Annotated in this window: 20 protein-coding genes; 6 read left to right on the top strand and 14 right to left on the bottom strand. The window is 67.4% G+C overall.

Annotated features, from left to right (window positions below; genetic code table 11):
- Positions 1–6: 6 nt before the first annotated feature.
- The 9 genes from Verru16B_RS10430 to Verru16B_RS10390 form a co-directional block, all read right to left on the bottom strand.
- Positions 7–2,334, bottom strand: a complete 2,328-nt coding sequence (locus Verru16B_RS10430) for a tetratricopeptide repeat protein (RefSeq protein ID WP_157772378.1) — start codon at positions 2,332–2,334, stop codon at positions 7–9.
- A 105-nt stretch (positions 2,335–2,439) separates the two neighbouring features.
- Positions 2,440–3,666, bottom strand: a complete 1,227-nt coding sequence (locus tag Verru16B_RS10425; protein ID WP_069962228.1) for an ABC transporter permease — start codon at positions 3,664–3,666, stop codon at positions 2,440–2,442.
- Positions 3,663–4,910, bottom strand: a complete 1,248-nt coding sequence (locus Verru16B_RS10420; RefSeq protein WP_069962227.1) for an ABC transporter permease — start codon at positions 4,908–4,910, stop codon at positions 3,663–3,665. The genes Verru16B_RS10425 and Verru16B_RS10420 overlap by 4 nt, the downstream gene beginning before the upstream one ends.
- Before the next feature lie 6 nt (positions 4,911–4,916).
- Entirely contained in the window at positions 4,917–5,651 is a 735-nt protein-coding gene (locus tag Verru16B_RS10415) for an ABC transporter ATP-binding protein (protein ID WP_069962226.1), read from the bottom strand.
- Positions 5,652–5,688: 37 nt separating this feature from the next.
- Positions 5,689–7,065 carry an efflux RND transporter periplasmic adaptor subunit gene (locus tag Verru16B_RS10410; protein WP_069962225.1) on the bottom strand — a complete coding sequence of 459 codons (1,377 nt, stop codon included), beginning with the start codon at positions 7,063–7,065 and terminating at the stop codon, positions 5,689–5,691.
- A 246-nt stretch (positions 7,066–7,311) separates the two neighbouring features.
- Positions 7,312–8,043: a polyphosphate--glucose phosphotransferase gene (gene ppgK / locus Verru16B_RS10405; protein WP_069962224.1), complete on the bottom strand. Its 732-nt coding sequence runs from the start codon at positions 8,041–8,043 to the stop codon at positions 7,312–7,314.
- 84 nt (positions 8,044–8,127) lie between these two features.
- Positions 8,128–8,589, bottom strand: a complete 462-nt coding sequence (locus Verru16B_RS10400; RefSeq protein WP_069962223.1) for an FKBP-type peptidyl-prolyl cis-trans isomerase — start codon at positions 8,587–8,589, stop codon at positions 8,128–8,130.
- A 104-nt stretch (positions 8,590–8,693) separates the two neighbouring features.
- Positions 8,694–11,219 (bottom strand): ABC transporter permease, encoded by a 2,526-nt coding sequence (locus Verru16B_RS10395; protein WP_069962222.1) that lies wholly within the window; start codon positions 11,217–11,219, stop codon positions 8,694–8,696.
- A gap of 169 nt (positions 11,220–11,388) precedes the next feature.
- Positions 11,389–12,084, bottom strand: a complete 696-nt coding sequence (locus tag Verru16B_RS10390) for an ABC transporter ATP-binding protein (RefSeq protein WP_069962221.1) — start codon at positions 12,082–12,084, stop codon at positions 11,389–11,391.
- A gap of 15 nt (positions 12,085–12,099) precedes the next feature.
- Here Verru16B_RS10390 and Verru16B_RS10385 point away from each other — a divergent pair, with 15 nt between their 5' ends.
- The 5 genes from Verru16B_RS10385 to Verru16B_RS10365 all read left to right on the top strand — a co-directional run bounded on the left by Verru16B_RS10385 (position 12,100) and on the right by Verru16B_RS10365 (position 17,442).
- Entirely contained in the window at positions 12,100–12,750 is a 651-nt protein-coding gene (locus Verru16B_RS10385) for an arylesterase (protein ID WP_069962220.1), read from the top strand.
- The gene (locus Verru16B_RS18125; RefSeq protein ID WP_069962219.1) at positions 12,747–13,649 is read left to right on the top strand and encodes a hypothetical protein; all 903 of its coding nucleotides are present in this window, start codon (positions 12,747–12,749) and stop codon (positions 13,647–13,649) included. The genes Verru16B_RS10385 and Verru16B_RS18125 overlap by 4 nt, the downstream gene beginning before the upstream one ends.
- 68 nt (positions 13,650–13,717) lie before the next feature.
- Positions 13,718–14,356, top strand: coding sequence for a cupredoxin domain-containing protein (locus Verru16B_RS10375; RefSeq protein WP_069962218.1), 639 nt, complete (start codon positions 13,718–13,720; stop codon positions 14,354–14,356).
- A 6-nt stretch (positions 14,357–14,362) separates the two neighbouring features.
- Positions 14,363–16,120: an adenylate/guanylate cyclase domain-containing protein gene (locus tag Verru16B_RS10370; protein WP_069962217.1), complete on the top strand. Its 1,758-nt coding sequence runs from the start codon at positions 14,363–14,365 to the stop codon at positions 16,118–16,120.
- 17 nt (positions 16,121–16,137) lie between these two features.
- Positions 16,138–17,442 (top strand): AGE family epimerase/isomerase, encoded by a 1,305-nt coding sequence (locus Verru16B_RS10365; protein ID WP_083270269.1) that lies wholly within the window; start codon positions 16,138–16,140, stop codon positions 17,440–17,442.
- 25 nt (positions 17,443–17,467) lie between these two features.
- Here Verru16B_RS10365 and Verru16B_RS10360 read toward each other — a convergent pair whose 3' ends face one another.
- Positions 17,468–17,923, bottom strand: a complete 456-nt coding sequence (locus tag Verru16B_RS10360) for an acyl-CoA thioesterase (protein WP_069962216.1) — start codon at positions 17,921–17,923, stop codon at positions 17,468–17,470.
- Positions 17,924–18,087: 164 nt separating this feature from the next.
- Here Verru16B_RS10360 and Verru16B_RS10355 point away from each other — a divergent pair, with 164 nt between their 5' ends.
- Positions 18,088–18,795 (top strand): DUF4412 domain-containing protein, encoded by a 708-nt coding sequence (locus tag Verru16B_RS10355; RefSeq protein ID WP_083270268.1) that lies wholly within the window; start codon positions 18,088–18,090, stop codon positions 18,793–18,795.
- A gap of 228 nt (positions 18,796–19,023) precedes the next feature.
- Here the strand turns inward: Verru16B_RS10355 and Verru16B_RS10350 are convergent, their stop codons facing one another.
- The 4 genes from Verru16B_RS10350 to Verru16B_RS10335 are packed head-to-tail and all read right to left on the bottom strand — an operon-like array spanning position 19,024 to position 22,095.
- On the bottom strand, positions 19,024–19,677 hold the full coding sequence (locus tag Verru16B_RS10350; protein WP_069962214.1) for a c-type cytochrome: 654 nt from the start codon (positions 19,675–19,677) through the stop codon (positions 19,024–19,026).
- 1 nt (position 19,678) lies between these two features.
- The gene (locus tag Verru16B_RS10345) at positions 19,679–20,335 is read right to left on the bottom strand and encodes a cbb3-type cytochrome c oxidase subunit II (RefSeq protein ID WP_069962213.1); all 657 of its coding nucleotides are present in this window, start codon (positions 20,333–20,335) and stop codon (positions 19,679–19,681) included.
- Entirely contained in the window at positions 20,332–21,783 is a 1,452-nt protein-coding gene (locus Verru16B_RS10340; RefSeq protein ID WP_069962212.1) for a cbb3-type cytochrome c oxidase subunit I, read from the bottom strand. The genes Verru16B_RS10345 and Verru16B_RS10340 overlap by 4 nt, the downstream gene beginning before the upstream one ends.
- Positions 21,784–21,792: 9 nt before the next feature.
- Positions 21,793–22,095 (bottom strand): hypothetical protein, encoded by a 303-nt coding sequence (locus tag Verru16B_RS10335; protein ID WP_069962211.1) that lies wholly within the window; start codon positions 22,093–22,095, stop codon positions 21,793–21,795.
- Positions 22,096–22,097: the final 2 nt, after the last annotated feature.

The raw sequence follows: 22,097 nt of genomic DNA, 5'->3' as shown, positions 1-22,097 counted from the left end.
GCGCGCTCACGGCCCGGTCGGCCGCGGGGCTTCGGCCTCTTGCAGCAGCCGCGTGGCCGCCGGGTCGCCGGGCAGGAGCTTGAGGATTTCGCGGGCGAGGACGATGGCCTGATCCTGCTCCCCGCGCGCCAACATATCCCGCACCAGCCTGAAGGCGGCCCCGCGGGCCGCCCCGCCCTTCACCACCAATTCCTTGAGCGCCGCCAAGGCCAGCGGGCGCTGGTCCAGCCCGAGCCGGACAACTACTTCGCGCGTCTTCACCTCGCTGGCGCCGGCCGCCAGCCATTCAGGCGGCTTGTCGCGGAGCTGGCGCAGCAGGCGCTCGGCCTGCGCCCAGTCGGCGGCGGCGATGAATCGGTCAAACGCCGCGACCGCCGCCGTCTCGCTGGCGGTCTGCGTCGCCGAGTCATCGGGCAGCGCCAACGCACTCAAAGCGGCCGTCACCGCGCCGGTGGCGGCGGGGGAAGCCGCAATCTCGTCGTACAGCAACCGGGCATCGGTCAGCCGGCCGCGCCCCGCCAGGCGCCCGGTGACCGCCACCAGCCCCAGGACCGCATCCTCGCTCCGGTGGCGATCCAGGTAGGACCGGGCCGCCGTACGGCCGGCGATGGCGTCGATGGCCAGGAAGGTCAGCTCCACATCGCGAGCGGCCACCGCGGCCTCGAAGGCCGGCAGCCAGGCGGGGCGTTGGCTCCGCACCGCGCGCAGGAAATCCCGTGCCGGGGCCAGTTCGTCCGCGGCCAGCCGGCGGTCGAGCTCGGCGAGGGCCAGCGGCCCGGTGAGGGGGAGCGAAGCCTCCGGTCCGCTGGCCGCGGCCTCGCTCGTGACCGCGGTGGCCGCCCGTGCGGCCTCCCCGGCCGCCAGACGCTGGCCGGCCGCCAGCAAGGGCGCGGAATAGGGATAAACCTGCAGGCCAGCGCGCGCGAGCTGGTCGGCAGCCGCGGCGTGGCCGGACTTTTCGAAAACCGTGATCGCCAGATCATAGATCTGCAGCCGCGCCTGGAACCGGTTGGCGGCGAGGTGGCCCAGGACCGAGGTGACCTGATCAGGGGTGCCGGCGAACGCCCCGCGGGCCAGACGGCGGATGAACTCGGGATAGAAGCGTTGCTGGGCCGGGAGAGTCTCCACCCCACTTTCCCAATCCCGCAGCGTACGCATCGCCGTGTCCGTGTCGCCCCGGCGCAGTGCGATCTCGGTCAGGTGCACCCGGTAGGCGAACTGGCTCAGGCGCGCTGACGCCGCCGCCTGTCGCACGCGGTTGACGAGATCGGGCTGGTCAAGGTTCACGGCCAGCGCCGCGAGTGCCTGGAGGGCGGAGTCGTTGCCGGCAAACAACTGGAGGTACTCCCGCTCGGCGTTGGCCTGCGGCGACACGCGCTTGAGCCGGTGCCAGGCTTGGATGGCGAATAGATACGGTCCCGGCGCCTCAGGCTCGCGGGCTTGGAGCCGGCGCACGACGCTTTGCAACAGCGCCGCATCATCGAGCGCGACGGCCACTTCGCCCACCTGGCGCAGGAGCAGCGCGGGGGTGCCATCGGCGAGCAGGGCGTCCAGCCCGGGTCGGGCCTGCGCCGCCCGGCCGGTGCGGAGCAGCAGCTCCAGCCGCAAGGACCGCCAGGTGGCCTCTTCGGCCGCCGCGGGTGCCGACACCGCCGCCAGCGCCGCCTCGGCCTCGGAATAACGCTGCAGCTGCAGGAGCAGGGTCACGCGGGCCCGTTCCAGCATAAAGCGCACGCGGCCCTGGGGCGCGGTCGCGAGCAGGCGATCCACCGTCGCCAGCGCGCGTTCCTGCACCTGCAGGACGGTGTAGAATTCCAGCAGAAGTGCGACGAGCCGCTCGTCGCCCGGGGCGTGCGCGAGACCATCCTCCAGCAGAGTCAGGGCGCGGGTGGGATCGCTCCCGGCAAACAGTCGCGCGAGCGTCAGGCGGCCCTCGATGTTGGCCGGTGAGCGAGCGAGGCCGACCCGCAGCTGATAAAAGGCATCCGGGTAGTTGCGCAGCCGCAGTTGTTCCAAACCGGCCTCGATGGCGGTGTCCCCGCGTTTGGCCTGCAGGCCGGACCAGCGCCAGGGCGCCGCGAGGTCAAACCAGGCCACCTGATTGTGGGGTTTGCGGTCGAGCCAGACGTAAAGCGCCGTCGCCAGCAGGAAGTAGCCCACCAGGGCCAGGACCCCAAGCGCCAGGAGCAGGCGGCGGTGATAGACCTCGAAGACCCACAGCGGATTGGTGTGCCGCTCGATGCGCAGCGCCACGGAGCGAAGCAACCAGAGCCGGCGGTCGCCCGGGGCGAGCTCGCGCTGCAGCGAACGGTTGAGCTTGATTTGGAGACGCACGCGAGGGGCGATGAAGGGCGAGGCGCCGTCGGTCGGCAACCCGCAATTCATGGGGAATTCCCCGGTAACGGCAGCCCGGGCGGTTGCGCCCCGGACGCGGGGCTTTTACTCGTAGCGCAGGGCCTCGATCGGGTCGAGCGACGCGGCCTTCCAAGCGGGATAGAAGCCGAAGCCGATGCCGATCGCCGAGCAGACCAGCATGCCGGCCAGGGCCCAGCCCCAGGGGAAGACAGCGGACGCGTTGAGCATCATCGCCCCGATGTTGCCGCCGATGACCCCGACGGCGATGCCCATCAGTCCGCCCATAAGCGACAGGATGACGGCCTCGATCAGGAACTGGGCGAGAATGTTGCGCTTCTTGGCGCCGATCGACTTGCGGATGCCGATCTCCTTGGTGCGCTCGGTGACGCTCACCAGCATGATGTTCATCACGCCGACGCCGGAGGCGAGCAGAGCGATGGCGCTGATCACAAAGGCCCCGATCGCGACGGTGTTGGCAATGTTGTTGAAGGCCTCGATCAGCGACTCGTTGGAGAATACTTCGAAATCGTTCGGATCCTCGGGGTCGAGCCCGCGCACAAGGCGCATGGTGCCGACCGCCGACTCCTTGGTGGCCTCCAGGGTCTCCTGGGTATGGGACTGGACGTTGATGCTGATGGACCGGCCCTGCCGGCCGTACGCGTCGAGGAACTTGGTGATCGGGATGACGGCGAAGTTGTCCTGACTCTGGCCGAAAGATGAGCCCTTCTTCGCCAGCAGGCCCACGATGGTGTAGTTCTGGCCGTCGATGCGCACCATCCGGCCCAGCGGATTTTCGTTGGGGAACAGGCGCTGCACCAGCTCGTCGCCCAGCAGGGCGACGGCGCGGCTGAATTCCACGTCATCTGGCCCGAGGTTGCGACCGGCCGAGATTTCGAAATTGCGGGCGGTGACGAGATTCTCGTCGGCGCCGCCCAGGAGCACGTTCGGATTGGTGCGCCGGTCCATGTAGCTGGCCACCCGGCCGCCGCGCCGGAGCATGAGGCTGACCTGGGCCGACTCGCCCATCAGTTCCTTGAAGCGCGCCGCCATGGTGTAATCGATGTCGCGACGGTTGGCAAAGCGCTGGCGCGGATCGCTGAAGTTGATCGCGGGATACTTGGAAAACTGAAAGCTGTTTGCGCCCAGGACATTCAGGCCGGACTCGATCGAGCCCTTCAGGCCGGAGATGACGGTCATGACGCCGATCACGGAAAATACGCCCACCGCGATCCCCAGCATCGTGAGGCCGGAGCGCAGCTTGTTCGCCTTGAGGGAATCAAGGGCGAGGCGGAGGATTTCGAGCGTGTTCATTCGTAACGCAGGGCCACCACCGGATCAAGTTTGCTGGCCGCCCAGGCCGGGGCGAAGCCGCTGAAGATGCCGGTCAGCACCGACACCGTGAGGCCGATGACCACCAGGCTGGTGGAGAAAACGAGCGGGAAGGAGGGGGCAACGATCCCGACCAGGCTGGTCAGCCCGGCGGCGAGGGCCAGACCGGCCACGCCGCCGACAAAGCAGATGGCCACGGCCTCGACGAGGAACTGCAGCAGGATCGTGCGGCGACGGGCGCCGAGCGCCTTGCGGGTGCCGATCTCCTTGGTGCGTTCCTTCACGCTCACGTAGGTGATGTTCATGATGCCAATGGCGCCGACGAAAAGCGCGAGGCCGGTGATGAAAAGGCCGGCCATGGCGATGCCGTTCTTGATCGGGTCGAGCTGCTCGCGGATCGTACCCTGCTCATTGATGTTGAAATCATCGCGCTGCTCGGGCCCGAGGCCGCGCAAGCGGCGCATCAGGCCCTGCAGCTCTTCCTTGGCCTCGGCCATGCGGGTGTTGTCGACCTGGACGCGGATCTCCCCGCCCTCGCCTACGCGGTAATAGCGGCGGAAGGTGGTGAGGGGCATCGCCACCATGGAATCCCAGCTCCACAGGCCGAGAAAGCTGCCCTGTTTGGCCGCGACGCCAATCACCTGGAAATTCTGGTCCCGGATGCGGATGGTCTTGCCCAGCGGGGATTCGTTGGGAAACAGCGCGTCGGCCACGTCGAAGCCGATCACGCAGACATTCGAGCCCGCCTGACCCTCGAAGTCGGTGAAGAAACGTCCTTCATTGAGATCCGAGCGCGTGATCCGGGAGTAATCGGCGGTGGTACCAAGCGTGTAGATGTTGTTCAGCCGGTATTCGCCCCGGATGATCGTGGTCATACGCTCGGCCGTGGGCACGGCGAGCCGGAGGGCGCTGCCCGGGGTGGTGGCCACCCACTCGTTGACCTGTGCGGCGTAGGTGTGGCGGATGGGCTTCCGGTTGCGATAATTCCACCAATCATCCACGTTGCTCCACGGCCACTTGGACACGTAGAGGATATCGTCGCCAAAACCCGACATGCTGCGGTCCACGCCGGCGTCGATGCCCTTGATGGCGGTGCCCATGAGGGTGACCGCCACGATGCCGATGATCACGCCGAGCGCGGTGAGCGCCGAACGCAACTTGTTCGCGCGGATCTGGGCGGCCGCAATGCGGACGGATTCGGTCAGCTCGTAGATCAGGCGGCGCATGGCGGCTCAGGCGGTGCTCCGGTCGCTCTCGATCAGGCCGTCGCGGAGACGGACGATGCGGCGCGCGTGCTGGGCGATGTCCTCCTCGTGCGTGACCACGATGATGGTATTGCCGAGGTCGTACAGGTGCTCGAAGAGATCCATGATCTCGACGCCGGTCTTGGAGTCGAGATTGCCGGTCGGCTCGTCCGCCAGGATGATGGACGGACGCGTGACCAGGGCGCGGGCAATGGCCACGCGCTGGCGCTGGCCGCCGGAGAGCTCGTTGGGCCGGTGATGCATGCGGTCGCCCAGGCCCACGTCGGTCAGGGCCTGGCGGGCGCGTTCGAGGCGCTCGGCGCGCGGCAGGCCGGCGTAGATGAGCGGCAGCTCGACGTTGTGCAGCGCATTCGAGCGCGGCAGGAGATTGAAGGTCTGGAAGACGAAGCCGATCTCGCGGTTGCGGATCTCCGCCAGTTCGTCGTCCACCATGTGCGCGACGTTCTTGCCGTTGAAATCATAGTGCCCGGCGGTGGGGGTATCCAGACACCCGAGCATGTTCATCAGGGTGGATTTGCCGGAGCCGGACGGGCCCATGATGGCGAGGTACTCGTTGCGGCGGATCTGGAGCGCAACGCCCCGGAGGGCGTGGATCGTCTCCTCGCCCATCTTGTAGAGCTTGGTCACCCCGTCGATCTGGATGACCAGTTTGCCGGGAGGACGGAGCAGGCGCGCGGGAGCGGGGGCGGGGGAAGGTGTCATGGTGCGGGGGACCGGCTCAGGGCGCCGGCCCGTCGGATCACTTCTTCTCGGCAGGCTTCTTGGGCGCCTCGACGCGCACCTTGTGCCCGTCCTTGAGGACGCGCGTGATGACGCTGAAGGGACCGGTGACGATCTCGTCATCCTTCTTGAGGCCCTCGGTGATTTCCATGTGAGTGGCGTCGGCGATGCCGGTCTTGACCTCGACCATCTTGACGGTGTCGCCATTGCGCAGGAAGACCACGCGCTGGAGCGCCTCGCGGTCGGCGCGCTCGCCCTCGCGCTGCTGCTTCTCGTTGACGGCAGCGGCGGCGCCTTCACCCTGGTTTTCCTTGGCCTTCTTCTCGCGGTCCTGTGCCAGCTGGTCGATGGTCTTGGCCCCCTCCTTGCTGCGGACGGTGACCGACTGGATCGGCACGGCGACGACATCGACGACGGATTTGGTCTCGATGTCCGCGCTCGCGCTCATGCCGGGGCGGAAGGCGACGTCGCGGTCGGTGATGCGGATCTTGACGATAAAGTTGGTGACCTCCTCCTGGGTGTTCATACCCGTGGTGCGGGCGCTGGAGGCGATTTCCCAGACCTCGCCGTTGAAGCGGCGGTTCGGGTAGGCATCCACGGAGATCTTGGCCTTGTCGCCGAGCTTCACGTTGACGACGTCGTTCTCGTTGACGTTCACGCGGACCTCCATGTTGGCAAGGTCGGCGACCCGCATGACCTCGGCGCCGCCGTAGGAACCGGTGCCGGCGACCCGCTCACCGACCTCGTTGGTGCGGGAGCTGACCGTGCCGTCGATGGGGGAGAAAATCTCGGTCTTGCTGAGGAGCTCCTGCGCCTGGGCGAGCAGGCCTTCCTGGCTGCGGATCTGGGCGAGGTAGTTGTCGTAGTTGGCCTGGGCCTGCTCGGAGGCGGTGCGGGCGGCGGTGATCTCGGCGTCGGAGATGAGCTGCTTGGCGTAGAGGTCCTGGCTGCGCTTGTAATCTTCCTCGGCCTTGAGCAGCTGGGCCTTGCCGGTGATGGCCGAGGCGCGGGCGGCGGCGAGGGCGGCTTCGCGCTGGTCGAGCTGGTACTTGTAATTGTCGGGCTTGATGCGGACGAGCAGGTCGCCCTTTTTGACCTGGGCACCCTCGCGGAAGGGCAGTTCGGTGATCTCACCGGAGACCTCGGGCGCGATCTTCACCTCGGTTTCGGGCTGAACCTTGCCGGTGGCGTTGACCGTCTGGGTGATGGTCTTGATGACCGCCTTGTCGGTGGTCACGACCGTGCCCTTGTCCTTCTTCTTGGCGGCGACGCCGACGGCGACGCCGATGGCGACCACGAGGACGCCGATCACGGTGATCAGGAGCGTGCGCCGGGACTTCTTTTTGGGCGCCGGGGCCGGGGCCTTGGCGGGGGAGGGATTCGCGGAATCAGACATAGGGTGCGGTTGGTCGGGTAGAATGAGGGGCGGAGGCGGGAAATGGCCAGCGATTACTCCCGTCCGTTGATCACTAGGGTGGCCAACCCGCCAGCCCCGCGGGCGAACCGGCGGGACGGGGACAGGAGGGCTTGGCTGGGCATGGGGTGATCACACCCGGCCCGCGGCCAAAGTTGCAGCCGGTTTTGATGAATGGACGCCCGGGGCGGATGAATGGCACCGGAGGGCCGCATCCGTCCACAGCCTTTACTGCTCCCAAGTCATCGCCGCCCCGACGATGCCCGCGTCGTTCTGATGCCGGGCCGGCACCACCCGGGCGTGGGCGCGGATAAATTTGAGGAATTTGTCCGATTTCTTGCTCACCCCACCCCCGATTATGATGAGCTGAGGGGAAAACAGCCGCTCGACGGTGGCGAAATAGACATTCACGCGCTGGGCCCACTCCGGCCAGTCGAGCCGGGCCCGCTTGCGGACGGAAGCGGCGGCATACCGTTCAAAGGGCTTCCCGCGCCAGGGAATGTGGCCGAGCTCGGCATTCGGCACCAGTTGGCCGTCATAAAAGAGCGCCGAACCGATGCCGGTCCCAAACGTCAGCAGGATCACCGTGCCCTTCCGGCCGCGCCCGGCGCCGAACCGCATCTCCGCCAAGCCGGCGGCGTCCGCGTCGTTGACCAACCGGACCGGACAGCCCGTGGCGCGCCGAAACAAGGTGGCACCACTCTGCCCCACCCAGACGTCTCCCAGGTTGCCCACTGCACCGATCCGTCCGTCTTGGATGACGCCCGGGAAACCAATCCCGACGGGGCCCTTCCATTGGAAGTGACGGGCGATCTCCCGTGCCGCGGCCACGCCGGCGCGCAGGGAGCAGGGTGACTTGATCTCCACGCGGTGCCGCTCGGCCAGCAGGCGGCCGGTCTTCGTGTCCACGGGGGCGCCCTTGAAGGCGGAGCCACCGATATCAATGCCGAGTACTTTCATGGGTTGACCAAGCCTAGGCCGGAAGGCGGCGGTGAATCACGCGAATAAATGCGCCCCTACCCATTTGGGTGAGCCCACCAAGGCTCAGTCGCGGGCCACCGACCCGGCCGCCTGCACCTCCGCCGGCGTGGCCGGCCGCGAGGCGACGAGTTCGACGTCAAAATGGAGTTCCTCTCCGGCCAACGGGTGGTTGGCATCAAGCAGCACCTCGTCCCCTTCCAAGGCGACCACGGTCACGACCGGGTCCGAGCGATCCGGACCGGTCTGGAACTGATCCCCCACCCGGATTTCGTCCACCGGCAGCCGGGCCCGCGGCACTTTCTGGATCATCGCCTCCTCGCGCCGGCCATAGCCCCGCTCCGGTGGCACGACCACGAGGCGGATCTCCCCGGCGGTCATGCCCAGCAAAGGTTCCTCCAGCCCCTCGATGATCTGGCCGGCGCCTTCCACGCAGGCGAGCGGCGCGCTCCCCCGAGAGGTGTCCAGCACGCGGCCCTCGCGGTTGCGCAGGGTGTAATGAAAGGTGAGGTGGCGAGGCGCGGCCATGGGCCGCCAAGTCACACGGACCAAGGAACAAGTGACAAGAGGAAAGGCCGGGCGAAACACGCCTCCACCCTCCGGTTACTTGCCACTTCCCAACCGCGGGCCGGTTAGGTCTCCTCCCGCAGCACCGCCAGGGGCGGATGATCGCAGATGCCCCGGTTGGACAGCAGGCCGGTCGTCACCGTCAGCAGGCTCACCGCCGCCCAGCCAGCGATCAGCACCACCGGCGAAGGCGCGGTCCATTTGACCTGGAAGACCTGGTAGGCCATCGCCCAGTTCGCGCCGACCGCCAGCATCGCGCCGACCGCGGCGCCGAGCGTGCCGAGGGCGAGGTATTCCGCGAACATGATCCGGTTCACCTGGGCCTTGGTGGCACCGAGCGTGCGCAGGAGCACGCTCTCGCGCACCCGCTGCGAACGGCCGATCAGGACGGCTCCCGCCAGCACGATACCGCCGGTGACCACGGTGAAGAACGCGAGGAACTCGACGACGAAGGAGGCCTTGGTATACACCCCGTCGATCGTCTGGATGATGAGGGCCAGGTCGATGGCCGAGACATTGGGGTGCTCGCGGACCACGGCCTGCTGCACCCGCGCGGACTGCGCGGCATCGGCGACACGCAGGGCCATGATGTGAAACTTGGGTGCCGCCTCGAGCGCGCCCTCGGGGAAGACGAGGAAGAAGTTCGGCTGCATGCGCCGCCAGTCGACCTGCCGCAGGCTGTCGACCCGGGCCCGGACCGGCACGCCCTGCACGTCGAAGACGATCTCGTCGCCGAGCGTCACCTTAAGGTCGCCCGCCAGTTTTTCCTCGATGGAAACCGGCACGACCTCGGTGCCCTCCCCCACCCGCCCGGTAAACGTACCCGCCGTGAGCTTTTCGCTGTTGGTCAGCGCTCCGCGGAAAGTGGAGCGGTATTCACGACGGAGGGTCCAACCCGGCACGCGGGAATCGCCGGCCTTGAGCAGATCAGCGACCGCCTGGCCTTTCACCGAGGCGATGCGCATGGTGATGATGGGCGCATGATCCTTCACGGGGGCACCCTGCGCCTGCAGGATCTTTTTGAGCGACTCGACCTGGTCGTCCTGGATGTCGAAGAACATCAGGTTCGGCCGGTCCCCGCCCCCGACCACGCGCAACTGCCCGAGCAGCGTGTCCCGGGACAGGTACAGGGTCATCATCAGGAAGGTGCCGAGCCCCAGCGAGACCAGGAGCAGCAGGGTGCGGTTGTTAGGCCGGTGGAGGTTGGCCACCCCTTGGCGCCACGCAAAGGGCAGGCCGCGGGGCGTGAAACGCCGCGCCAGCCAGGACACCGCCTGGGCCAGGCCGGCGAGGACCCCGAAACTGATGAGCAGGGCGCCGGAGAAACCCGCGGCCCAACGCAGCCGCCCGGTCTGCCAGTAGGCAAAGCCGAAGACGAGGGCCGCGATCACGACCAGCAGCGCGAGCTGCCACCAATCACGCCCGGCGGACGGCACGAAGGCCGAGCGCAATGTGAGCAGGGGCGACACGCGGCGCACCTCCATCAGCGGGAGCAGCGCGAAGACCACGCTTACCACCAAACCGGCCGCCAGCCCCTGGCCGATCGCCGTCCAGGAAACCGCCAACTCGAGCGAGAACGGCAGGAAGTCCCGCAGCAGCACCGGCAGGGCCAGCTGGATGGCCAGGCCCAGCGCGGCGCCGAACGTGGCGCCGATGAGGCCCAGGCCGATGCCCTGCACCAGGTAGATGGCGAAGCTGGTGCGCGCCGAGGCCCCGAGGCAGCGCAGCATCGCGACAGTGGGAATCTTCTGCCGGATGTGCGCCTGGATCGCGCTGGCCACACCGATGGCGCCGAGGAACAGCGACGCGAAACCAACCAGGCTGAGGAATGAATTCACGTTGTTGATCGACTGGCCGAGCTCACGTTTGCGCTCCTCGACCGTGTCGTAGCCATAACGCTGTTCCTTGAACCGCTCGCGCAGGTCGCGCTCCAGCGCGTTCACGTCAAAGGTGGGCGCAAATTTGAAATACATCCGGTGCCGCGAAAGGCTGCCCGGCTGGAGCAGGCCCGTGCCACCCACGGTGGAGAGCGGCACGAAGACGCGCGGCGCCATGGTCGCGACCGCCATGGCCTCGCCGGGGATGGCGCGGAGGCCGCCGGCCACGGTGTATTCCGCGGAGCCCAGCCGCACCTTGTCCCCCGGTTGCAGGCCAAACTGGATCAAGAGGCTCTCCTCGAGGACGGCATGCATGCCCCCGCGCAGCAACTCGCGGGCGCCGGCGGGGGCGGTGTCGAAGTCCCCGTAGAACGGAAAATTACCCTCGATGGCCCGCACCTGCACCAGGCGGGTCGGCCCGCCCGCGGTGGGCAGGATCAGCATGGAGTTGAAGGAAATCTCGGTGGCGCGTTCCTCGCCGAGCGTGCCGAAATACGCCGCGACCTCCGCGGGAAATTCACTGCGGGCATTGACCGTGAGATCGGCCCCCAGCAGGGATTTGGTCTGCTCCTCGATCGCCTGCCGCAGGTTGTCACGCACGGAGCCGACCGCCACCAGCGCGGCCACGCCCAGCACGATCGCCAGGGAAAACAACAGCAACCGCCGCCGCGACGCGCGGGTATCCCGCCAGGCCATTTTGAGGATGAAGTTCATGAGAGCAAGAAGCCCGGGAAGATCACCCGGTGGGCGGCGAGCTTGCTCGCGCCATGAACCGATTGCCGCCCTCGCGGCGCCAGCAAGCTGGCCGCCCACGACCTCGATACATGGCTTCGCTCAGGATGGCGGAAGCAGGCAAAGGCAAAGGTGGCTGGGCTCATCCTGGTCATCCGTGGCTGATCATCTCGTCCGAGATCACCGCGCCCGATCGCAGGCGGATGACGCGTTGCGTGCGCCGGGCCAGTTCGAGGTCGTGGGTCACCAGCACCAGCGTGGTGCCGCGCTCGCGGTTCAGGCCGAAGATCAGGTCGGCCATGGCGTGGGCGGTGTCGCCGTCGAGGTTTCCGGTCGGCTCGTCGCAGAAGAGGATGCGCGGCCGGTTGATGAAGGCCCGGGCCAGGGCCACGCGCTGCTGCTCGCCGCCGGAGAGCTGGACGGGATAGTGGTCACACCGGTCGCCCAGCCCCACCCGGGCGAGGAGCTCGGCCCCGGCGGAATCCGGCACGCGGCCGCCGCGCAGCTCGAGCGGCACGAGCACGTTCTCCAGGGCCGTGAGCGTGGGGATGAGCTGGAAATTCTGGAAAACGAAACCCACGCAGTCGTTGCGCACCAGCGCCCGCTGGTCCTCGGACATCCCCCCGATCTCGCGGCCGTCGAGTTCCACAATGCCGGTGGACGGCTGGTCGAGGCCGGCGCACAGGCCCAGCAGGGTCGTCTTGCCGCTGCCCGAGGGTCCGACGATGGCGCAGGTGCCGCCCGCTGGGATCGCAAATGAGACCTCCTGCAGCACGGTCAGCGGCCCGGCCGCCGTGGCGTAGGTTTTGGTGAGACGCTGGACATTCAGGATGGTTTGAACACTCATTGCGGGGTGAGAAACATGGGCCCGAACAAGAGCGAACTTACCCCAAAGCGCAAAAACCAAACGTGGCGCGCCCTCGCCCTGGCCCTCGGTCTCGCCGTTGGGCTGGGCGCGGCCGAGACCAAGACCCTGGTCTTCTTCGGCGACAGCCTCACGGCCGGCTACGGCGTGGACCCGGATGAGGCCTACCCGGCCCTCGTGCAGAAGAAACTGGACGAGGCGGGCCGGCCCTGGCGGGTGGTGAACGCGGGGCTGAGCGGCGAGACCTCCGCCGGCGGCCTGCGCCGACTGGATTGGATCCTGCGGCAGCCGGTCCACTGTTTTGTGATCGAGTTGGGCGGCAACGACGGTCTCCGCGGCATCGCCCCGGCTACCACCCGAGCCAATTTGGAGACCATGATCCAACGGGTCCGCCAACGTTACCCCGACGCCACCGTCGTCCTCGCCGGCATGCAGATGCCCACCAACATGGGGCCCGAATACACCGCGCAATTTGCCGCCATTTATCCGGACGCCGCCCGCACCGGCGGCGCCGTGCTCATCCCCTTCCTGCTTGAAGGCGTTGGCGGGGTGCCCAGCCTGAACCTACCCGACGGCATCCACCCCACCCCCGAAGGCCATCGGATCGTCGCCGAGACCGTCTGGCGGACTCTCCACCCCTTGCTATGAAACGTTCCGGACTCACCCTGCTCCTCGCCGCCCTGATCCTGCCCCGCGCGCTCGGCCAGTCCGGCACCGCCCCTTGGGTAGAGAACCTGCACCTCAGCGCCACCGGCACGGTGGCGGCGGTCAACAATATCAGCCGTACCTCGCATCAGCCGACCAGCAAGGATGCGACCACGTTCGAGTTGAACCTCACCAGCACCCACGCCCGCCAGCTGGCCCCCAGCCTCCTCCTGGTCGCCACCGGCGAGGCCGGCGCCCTGCTCGTGCCGGATTTCGACCGTACGGACCACCAGCGCCTCGGCGGCCGCCTCGCGCTGCAACACAAGTTCGGCCTCGGACCACAAGCCCCGGTGCTCTCGGTCAACGCCGGCGCCACCTACCGGATGGCCCGCTTTGACGGCGACAAGGGCTGGACGACCGAGGCCGGCCTCGAACTGGCCAAGCGGGTGCTGCCTCAGCTCCGCCTCGCCGCCAGCGCCAACTGGCTCGAACACGCGGCCCGCCGCGCCACCTTCGATCTCAACCAGCATACCTACGCCTTTGACGCCCGCTGGGACATCGACGACCGCTGGTCCCTCGCCGGCAGCGCCGGGCGCCTGAGCGGCGACATCGTGGCCAACGCCGCGTGGTCCATCTGGGGCACCATGCTCGCCGGGGGCTTTGGCCCGGTAATCTTTGACTACTACACCTCCCGGCCGTGGATGGTGACCGATCTCTACGGCCCGGGTTGGGTCTCCTACAATGTCGAAGCCGACGTCGACCTCTGGTCCGTCGCGCTCAGCTACGCCTGGTCGGACCAGACGGCGCTCGAGCTCCGCAAATCCGCCGCCTATGTGGTTAACCGCGTCGGCGTCGCCTACCCGACCGACTCCTGGAGCCTCGGCCTGACGCATCGGTTCTGAGCGTGATTCTTCGCTTCGCTCCCCGGGGCAAACCTGCATGATGCGGATCGTCCTCCCTCCCCGACCCGATGAACTCCGCCGCCCGTCTTGTCCTGTTAGCCTGCTTGGCCGCCACGCTGCCCGCCGCGGAATTCAGCACGACCCTGACCAACGCCAAGGGCGGCGATCCCCTGATTGAGGCCACCGTCGCCCTCATCCCCCTCGACCAACCGGCCCCGCCGGCCCCCGTCACCGTCCAGGCCGAGATCGAGCAGGAAGGCCAGGAATTCCACGGCTTCATCACCATCGTCCAGGCCGGCACCCGGGTGGCCTTCCCGAATCGCGACACGGTGCAGCACCACGTCTACTCGCTCTCCAAGTCCAAGAAATTCGAACTGCCCCTGTACAACCCTGGCGGCCAGGAGTCCCTCGTCTTTGAATCCACGGGCCTCGTGACCCTCGGGTGCAACATCCACGACTGGATGATCGCCTACCTCGTGGTCGTGCCCACCCCCTGGTTCACGAAATCCGACCCCGCCGGTCGCGCCACGCTCACGGCCCCGGCCGGCCGCTACCGGCTGGAAATTTGGCACCCGCGGCTGGCCAAGCCCGTGACCGAGGAAATCACCCTGGCTGACGACACGCCGTCGGTCCACCCCTTCAGCCTCACCCTCAAGCCCGATCGCCGCATCCGCCGCGGCGGCGCCGGCAAATCCGGTGGCTACTGACCCGTCGTGGCCGCCCGGTTTTTTTCCTTCCGTCGTTTCAGCACGCGCCTGCTCCTGCTGGTGCTGGGCCTGCTCGCCGCCGCGCTGCTGAGCACCTACCTCCTGGTGGCGCGCGCCAATCGCGCCAACGCCATCGCCCACATCGAGGACCGGCTCGCCGGCGACGTGAAGGTGTTCTGGGCCTCGATCGACTTCCGCAAACGTTTCTTCGCCGAGGGCGCGAAGGTCGTGAGCCGCGACTGGCCCATCCGGACGCTCTACCTGCAGCCGGAGCTGGATCTCAAGACGCTCCGCACCACCTTGGAGAGCTACGCCGCCCGGCTCAACGCCCCGGTCTTCGCCACCTTCGACGTCGACGGGGTCATGCTGGCCACCACGAACGACCATCTCACGGACGAATCCTGCGGTCCGTTTCGCTACCTGATCCGCGGCGCCGAGGAAAACGGCTGGGAGCAGAACAGCGATTTCGGCTACCTCGAGGGCAAGCTGAACGTGCTCATCGTCGTGCCGCTCTACGCGCCCGAGCCCAACGTCATCGGCTGGTTCGGCATCGCGTTCCCCATCGATGACTCCTTCGCCCGCGACCTGAAGGCCACGACGCAGACCGAGGTCACCTTCACGAGCGGCCTGAGCGAGGACCGCAAGCGCGTGCTGGCCTCCACCCTTACCGCCCCCCTCGCCCAGCAGGTGGCCGACCAGGCCCCCCTGGAATTGAAGGACGACGGCGCGGTTATGCTCACCGACCTGGGCGGCGAGCAGTACGTAACCCTGTACGCCCCGCTGGCGCTGCTGGCCGAGGCGCCGGCGCGCATCACCCTGCAGCGTTCCCTCGAGGCGGAACTGGCCCCCGCCCGCCGCCTCGAGCAGACCATGCTGCTCATCCTGCTCACCGCCCTGATCGCCGCGTCTCTCATCGCCCTGGCCGTCGCCCGCGGCGTCAGCCAGCCCGTGCAGGCGCTGGCCGGGCACACCCGCCGGGTGGCGGCCGGGGACTACACCGCCCGCATCGCGCTCGACCGGGAGGACGAACTCGGCCAGCTCGCCACCGCCTTCAACCAGATGACCGCCGGCCTGGCCGAGCGTGACCGCGTGCGCAACCTGCTCGGCAAGGTCGTTTCGCCCGAGATCGCCACGCAACTGCTGCACTCCGACCTCAAGCTCGGCGGTGAGGAACGCGAGGTCACGATCCTGTTCTCCGACCTGCGCGACTTCACCAGCCTCAGCGAGAAAATGCCACCCACCGAGGTGCTAACCCTGCTCAACCGCTACCTCGACCGCATGAGCGCGATCATCGAGCAGCACGGGGGCGTGATCGACAAATACATCGGCGACGCGATCATGGCCCTCTTTGGCGCACCGGTCGCTCTCGCCGACGGCCCGGCCCGCGCCGTAGCCGCCGCGCGCGACATGGCCCGCGCCCTCGAGGTCCTCAATGCCGAACTCCGCGCCGAGGGCCGGCCCGCCCTCGCCTTTGGCATCGGCATCAACACCGCGCGCGTGGTGGCCGGCAACATGGGCTCCTCCAGCCGGCTGAACTACACGGTCATCGGTGATGGCGTGAATCTCGCCTCGCGCCTCGAGAGCCTCACCAAGGATCCCGCCTACGCGACGCCGATCATCGTCAGCGAGGCCACCCTCGGCGCGATCCACCCGCGCCCCGTGGCCCGCGAGCTCGGCGAGGTGACGGTGAAGGGCAAAAGCAACGCCGTGAAAATCTTCGCCCTTACCGCCCGCGGCGAAACCAAGCCGCCTTACTCGGTCTAGTCGGCGAGCCAACCTTCATGAAAACCTGGCCGCGCCTCCTCCTGACCTTGGCCTTGTGGCCCGCGGTATCGGTCCATGCCACCCCGCCCACCGCCGTGCCAGCATCCGAGCTGCGCGCCCTGGCGGAGGACGCGGAACGGGAACTGCGCGCCAACATCCTGCCCTTTTGGCTCAAGCATGCACCCCACCCGTCCGGCGAGGGCTTCAACGCATTTGTCAGCGTCAACCTCGAGGTGGACAACGACCAGCCCCGCGGGGCGCTCCTGACCTGCCGGTTGCTCTGGACCTTCTCGGCGGCGCACCAGCAGCACCCGGATCCGGCTTACCTGGCCTTGGCCCAACGCGCCTGGCGCGACCTCACCACGCATTTCCTCGATCGGGAGCACGGCGGCGTCTTCTGGTCCGTCGGGCCCGACGGCCGGCCCCTGGAGACCCACAAGCAGGTTTATGTGCAGGTTTTCGCCATCTACGGGCTCACGGAATATTACCGGGCCACCGGCGAAACGGCGGCCCTCGACCAGGCGATCGCCCTCTACCGGCTGATCGAGCAGCACACCCGCGACCCGGTCCACGGCGGTTATTTCGACGCCCTTGACCGCCAATGGGTCCGCCAGCGCACGAACCTCCTCGGGCCGGCGGAGAAGTCCCAAAATTCCCACATCCACATTCTCGAGGGCTTCACCAACTTGCTCCGGGTTTGGCCTGACGCCGGTCTGCGCGCCCGGCACCGTGAGCTCATCGAGCTGGTTCTGACCCGCATCATCGATCCCCGCACGAGCCACCTCGTGCTCTTCATGCGGGATGATTGGACGCCCGTCGGGGACGAGATCTCCTACGGCCACGACATCGAGCTGAGCTGGCTGCTGGTCGAGGCCGCGGAGGTGGCCGGAGATCCTGCCCTCCTTGACCGGGCGCGCCGTGCCGCGGTGGCCATGGCCGAGGCCACCCTCGCGCGGGGCTTGGACACCGACGGTGGCGTCTACAACGAGGGCGACCCACACGGACCCACCAACACCAACAAGGAATGGTGGGAGCAGGCCGAGGCGGCCGTCGGTTTCCTCAATGCCTATCAGATTTCGGGCGACGCGCGGTTTTATGCCCAGGCCCGGCGGAGTTGGACCTTTATCCAGGAGCGGATGGTGGACCGGGAGCACGGCGACTGGCACAACACCCTGCGGCGCGACGGCACGCCGATCCTCGAGATCACCACACGACTCGGCCAGCGGATCCCCAGCGCCAAATTGAGCGTCTGGAAATGCCCCTACCACAACAGCCGCGCGTGCCTCCAACTGATCGAGCGGCTGGAAGCCCTGGCCCGCTGAGCCGGCCGGACCCCTCAGCCCGGCCTCAACCCGCGTAGGCCGACGCGGGCGCGACCTCGAGCCGGGCCCGCACCTCGGCCGGGATCGGCTGCGCCACCATCTTGCCCCCGGCCCCGGCGGTCACGCACACCGCGGCGATCTCACCCTCGGCCAGCACCGCCGGCAGAACCCCGCCGGCCGCGTCGAGCAGCCGGAATTGAAACACGAAGATCACGGCCCGCGTCCGAACCTCCTTGATGAGCAGCCGCACCTCCGCCGTGTCGTTGAAGCGCAGCGGAGCCTTGTAGGTACAGGACGCGCTGACCCGGGGCCAGCCCACGACGCTGCCCGGCACGAACGAAATGAGCGGCAGGTTCAGCGAGCGGTAGAACCCGGCCTCGCACGCCTCCATCCAGCGGAAGAAATTCGAGAAGTGCATGATCCCGGCCATGTCGGTCTCGCAAAACTCGACCGTGCGGGTGAGGCGGAATTCGGAAGGCATGGAGCGAGGTTTGTGCGGGCGGGCATACTTGGCAACGCGCTTCAGACCGAGCCCCCCCTACACTTTGGCCCGACGGCCGCCTACGTATTAATGCCCGCCTCTTTCACGGAAATTTGCCCCGTGCCGGCTTGAGTCCCGGCACGTCAGTCCCCAGTCTGTGCGCCATGAATCACCTCCTCCGTCTTTTCGCGGTAGTCACGTTGCTCACCGCCTCCCTCGTCCATGCGGCCAGTTTCGAAGGCAAGGTCACCCTCGCGATGGAAATGGGCAAGGGCCAGAAACAGGTGCTGGATTACTCCATCAAGGGCTCGGCCATGCGCATCGACATGACGGCGGAGGACCAGACCTTCGCCACCATCATGGACCTGGAGAAAATGGAAATGCTCATGCTCATGCCCGAGCAGCAGATGTACATGATCATGCCGATCAAGGACAAGGTGGAGGCGGCCGTCGACGAGGCCCTGGCCAAGGATCCGAGCATCGAGAAGACCGGCCGCACGGATACCATCCTCGGCTACAAGTGTGATGAATACGTGACCAAGGACCGCAACGTGACCACCGAGATCTGGGTCGCCGAGGGCCTCGGTTCCTTCATGGGCTTGGGCAACAGTGGCGGGGGCGGCGCGATGGGCGGCATGTTTGGCGGCAAAAAGAAGGCCGCGGCGGCCGGCTGGGAAGCCAAGTTCAAGGGCAAGCCCGGTTTCCCCCTGCGCGTCATTTCCCGGGATGCCAAGAGCCGCGAGACTTTCAAGATGGAGGCCACGAAGATCGAGCCCGGCACCCTGCCCGCCTCCCTCTTCCAGGCGCCCGCCGGCTGGCAGAAATTCCAGATGCCCAACATGGGCGACATGCTGAAGGGCCTGGGGCAGTAAGGGGGCATCTCCTGCATTCGCGATATCGACTTAGGTAGGGTCGGTGATTGCGCGGACCTCCATGAGCGAGGTCGCCGCTAGCGGCACCCCTACACCTTGCTCTCCCAGCCAAGCAGGCGGAGGGCATTGAAATAATCGAACCACAAGCAACCTGGCCGTGGTTCTTAAACCACCAAGCAAAAGGCCGGGCACAAGCCCGGCCTTCGTGATTGAGGGGTGCGACTGTTCTCAGTTACCGATCTTCAGCAGGTCGGGGGCGGTCCAGTAACCCGTGTGGGTGGCCGTGTCGGCGCGAACCTTCGTGACGGTCGCCGGCTCGACGTCGGGGGCGGTGTTGCCCCATTCCTGACGGACGTAGGAGAGCACGTTGGCGATCTGCTCGTCCTTCAGCACGGCGCCGAGAGGAGCCATGACGTTGTTGTATTCATTGCCCTTGACCGTGATCGGACCCTGCAGGCCGTGGATGACGATGCGGATGATACGCTCCTCGCTACCCATGACCCACTCCGAGCCAGCCAGCGGGGGGAAGGCACCCGGGACACCCATGCCGTTCGGCTGGTGACAGGTGGCGCAGTTGGCCAGGTAAATGGACTTGCCCAGTTGGGCGCGGGTCAGCTGCACCGGGCCCGTATTGCCGGGCTTGGCGCGGTTCGCGTGGCTGTTGACCACGAGCGGGTCAAAGCGGATCGAATAATGCACCATGTAGATGGAGCCGAAGAAAACGATGGCGCACATCAGGCCGAGCAGCACGAGCGGCAGCGCGGAATAGCCACCGGGCTTGTCCGGCTTCTGGCTCTGCAGCTTGGCGTGGGCGTCGCGGATGCTCTCGTCGCTGGCGGCGGACGCCTCGAAGTTGAACGGATTGTCAGGGGTCGAGCTCATCTTAGTGGCTGCCCTCCTTGGCGGGAGCGGGAGCGTTCAGGCCGGACTCGGCGGGATAACTGTAGGTGTCCTTCAAGCTCATCAAATAGGCGACCAGCGCCTCGGCGCGGTAGGTCGGCACGACCTCCAGCCCCTCGCCCGGGGCGAACTTGCTGGAGAGCTTCAGCGCCTTGTAGGACGCCTGGTTGCCATCCAGCGCGCGGGTCTCGTACAGGAAGGCGTGCGCCGGCTTGTTGCCACCGGGGGCGACGGACTCGGGGGCGTAGAGCAGGCCGTGGAAATACTCGGCGCTGGCATACGGGCGGTTGCCCACGTTGCGCAGGTCAGGCCCGAGGCGGCTCGAGCCGATCAGCACGGTCTTCTCCCGGATGTACTCACGGGCGAAGCTGCCGCGTTCGCCCCAACCGCGCTTCAGGTCGGAACCGAAGCCGTCGTAGCGGACCTGCTGGGTATGGCAGCTCACGCAGCCAAGATCCTGATAGACCGCGCGGCCCTGGTCGGCGATGCCGGTGAGCGGGGCGGGAAAAAGAGTCTGCTCGATCGGGTCCTTGTACTGTGGGAGCGAGCCGATCTGCTTGTGGGCGGCGAGCAACAACCCGGCCCAGGACAGGGCGAGCGTGGCGAAGACGCCGAGGAAGAGGACGAGACCGTTTTTCATGCGTGGCCCTCCTTGGACGCGAGGCTCAGAGCCGGTGCGGCCGGGATGGTGACGTTGGCCGTGCCCGACGAGTTGATCGGGCAGGCGATCCAGACGAAATTGATGAGGAAGGCCAGGTGGCCGACGAGCAGGACGCCCGAGGCGACCGTGACCGTGGTGTGCCAGCTGGTCATCGCCCGGCTGACGTCGCCAAACGCGATCGCCGGGTCAAGCAGCAGGCTGCCCTGCTGCCAGCCGCCGGCCGCCAGACCGATGGCCATGATGAGCACACCGAGGACCGTGGCGCCGAAGTGAGCCTGGAGCAGGGCGGACGACCGCCAGTCCTTGCCAGTCAGGCGGGGCAGGAAGAAATAGGCGGCGGCGAACATCGCCACGGTGAAGGTGGCGTAGAGCGCCGACCAGTCGCGGAGGACGCCGAAGAGGGTGAACTGTGCCACCGCGGCGAAGCCGTGGAGCGAGAGCAGCAAGTTGACCACCGTGTTGAGCAGGAGGCCGACGACGGCCAGCAGCACGAAGCGGAGGATCAGGCTGCCGCCCAGCGTGCGGGTGCGGCCGGAGAGGGAACCGAAGAAATTCAGGACGAAGATGACGGCCGGCAGGACGAGGGCCATGTTGGCCACGGTGCCGAGGGTCGGGATCCAGACCGGCACCGGCGCGCCGACGAGGCGGGCGCCGCCCGCGAAGGCGGAAGCAACCACGAACCACCAGAAGGCGAGCGGGGCGAGGTAGTAGTTGCTGACCGCGCGACCGAGGAGCTTGGGCAGGAGGTAGTAGATGGCGGCGATGGCCACGGGCAGGAACCAAAGGCTGTAGAGACCGTGGACGTACCACGCGTTCACCACCGGCTGCAGCACGCCGCGCACGGGGGCGGTGAAGAGCATCACCTGGGCGACGCTGTAGATCCAGGGGAACCAGAAGGCCGCGCCGAAGAGGTACCACTGCGAGGCGTAGGTGTTCTCCGTGTTGCGGATGCTGAAGGTCGTGACGCCCCAGACGCCGATCAGGGCGTAGGCGCCGAGCAGCAGCAGGGTGACGTAGCGGGGCATCTCGAGCAACTCGAAGGAGCTGGAGTAGCCGCCGAGGATGCCGCCGATACCGAGGGTGACCCCGACGTTCCAGAACTTGGCGGCGACAAAGAGCCAGCCGCCGTGACGGAGCGTCGTGGCCGAGAGGCGCGCCATCAGCCAGAGGCCGAAGGCGAAGGCGGCATTGAAACCCCAGCCGTAGACGAGCGCGTTCTGCGCCGCGGGCGCGAGACGGCCGTGGGTGAACCACACGCAGTCCGCGAGGAACGTGGGCGTGTGCAGCTGGATGTTGGCGGCGAGCTGGAGGGCGCCCCCGAGGAGGAGCCAGAGCAGCGCGGAACCGAAGAAGACGAGCACGGGCCACTTGGCGGAGGAGTCGATCTCCGCCTGCTCAGCCCGGGCGAGGGAAACGTTGGAATTCATCGGCAGAGATTACTTCTTCGCGTGGTCGCGGACGGTGAGCTCGATCGCGCGGTCAATCGGGAGGCGGACAACACCCTTCGGCTGGTCGACCCAACCGTAAGTCGTGGCGGCGGACTGCTCCTTGGTGCGGAGCTCGGCGAGGCGGACCTTGCGCTCGGCGGGAGTGAGGACGCCCTCGACTGCCTGCACGTCGGCGGCATGGGGAACGTAGATGCGCTTGGCCAACCAGCCAAAGGCCGCGAAGCAGAGAATCACGATCAGGGCCGTGAAGACCGGCGTGCGGTGCGGGAAGGAGAAGGAGGAATCGCTCATGG

This window comes from Lacunisphaera limnophila (assembly GCF_001746835.1).
Taxonomy (GTDB): domain Bacteria; phylum Verrucomicrobiota; class Verrucomicrobiia; order Opitutales; family Opitutaceae; genus Lacunisphaera; species Lacunisphaera limnophila.
Note: the sequence above shows the minus strand (reverse complement) of the source record. Positions and strands in the feature narration are given on the sequence as shown.

Excerpts from the sequence above, each read along its gene's own strand:
- Verru16B_RS10400 (WP_069962223.1), bottom strand. The coding sequence starts at position 8,589 with ATGGCCGCGCCTCGCCACCTCACCTTTCATTACACCCTGCGCAACCGC.
- Verru16B_RS10375 (WP_069962218.1), top strand. The coding sequence starts at position 13,718 with ATGAACTCCGCCGCCCGTCTTGTCCTGTTAGCCTGCTTGGCCGCCACG.
- Verru16B_RS10340 (WP_069962212.1), bottom strand. The coding sequence starts at position 21,783 with ATGAATTCCAACGTTTCCCTCGCCCGGGCTGAGCAGGCGGAGATCGAC.
- ppgK (WP_069962224.1), bottom strand. The coding sequence starts at position 8,043 with ATGAAAGTACTCGGCATTGATATCGGTGGCTCCGCCTTCAAGGGCGCC.
- Verru16B_RS18125 (WP_069962219.1), top strand. The coding sequence starts at position 12,747 with ATGAAACGTTCCGGACTCACCCTGCTCCTCGCCGCCCTGATCCTGCCC.
- Verru16B_RS10390 (WP_069962221.1), bottom strand. The coding sequence starts at position 12,084 with ATGAGTGTTCAAACCATCCTGAATGTCCAGCGTCTCACCAAAACCTAC.
- Verru16B_RS10420 (WP_069962227.1), bottom strand. The coding sequence starts at position 4,910 with ATGCGCCGCCTGATCTACGAGCTGACCGAATCCGTCCGCATTGCGGCC.
- Verru16B_RS10360 (WP_069962216.1), bottom strand. The coding sequence starts at position 17,923 with ATGCCTTCCGAATTCCGCCTCACCCGCACGGTCGAGTTTTGCGAGACC.
- Verru16B_RS10335 (WP_069962211.1), bottom strand. The coding sequence starts at position 22,095 with ATGAGCGATTCCTCCTTCTCCTTCCCGCACCGCACGCCGGTCTTCACG.
- Verru16B_RS10365 (WP_083270269.1), top strand. The coding sequence starts at position 16,138 with ATGAAAACCTGGCCGCGCCTCCTCCTGACCTTGGCCTTGTGGCCCGCG.
- Verru16B_RS10410 (WP_069962225.1), bottom strand. The coding sequence starts at position 7,065 with ATGTCTGATTCCGCGAATCCCTCCCCCGCCAAGGCCCCGGCCCCGGCG.
- Verru16B_RS10425 (WP_069962228.1), bottom strand. The coding sequence starts at position 3,666 with ATGAACACGCTCGAAATCCTCCGCCTCGCCCTTGATTCCCTCAAGGCG.
- Verru16B_RS10415 (WP_069962226.1), bottom strand. The coding sequence starts at position 5,651 with ATGACACCTTCCCCCGCCCCCGCTCCCGCGCGCCTGCTCCGTCCTCCC.
- Verru16B_RS10355 (WP_083270268.1), top strand. The coding sequence starts at position 18,088 with ATGAATCACCTCCTCCGTCTTTTCGCGGTAGTCACGTTGCTCACCGCC.
- Verru16B_RS10385 (WP_069962220.1), top strand. The coding sequence starts at position 12,100 with ATGGGCCCGAACAAGAGCGAACTTACCCCAAAGCGCAAAAACCAAACG.
- Verru16B_RS10345 (WP_069962213.1), bottom strand. The coding sequence starts at position 20,335 with ATGAAAAACGGTCTCGTCCTCTTCCTCGGCGTCTTCGCCACGCTCGCC.
- Verru16B_RS10350 (WP_069962214.1), bottom strand. The coding sequence starts at position 19,677 with ATGAGCTCGACCCCTGACAATCCGTTCAACTTCGAGGCGTCCGCCGCC.
- Verru16B_RS10395 (WP_069962222.1), bottom strand. The coding sequence starts at position 11,219 with ATGAACTTCATCCTCAAAATGGCCTGGCGGGATACCCGCGCGTCGCGG.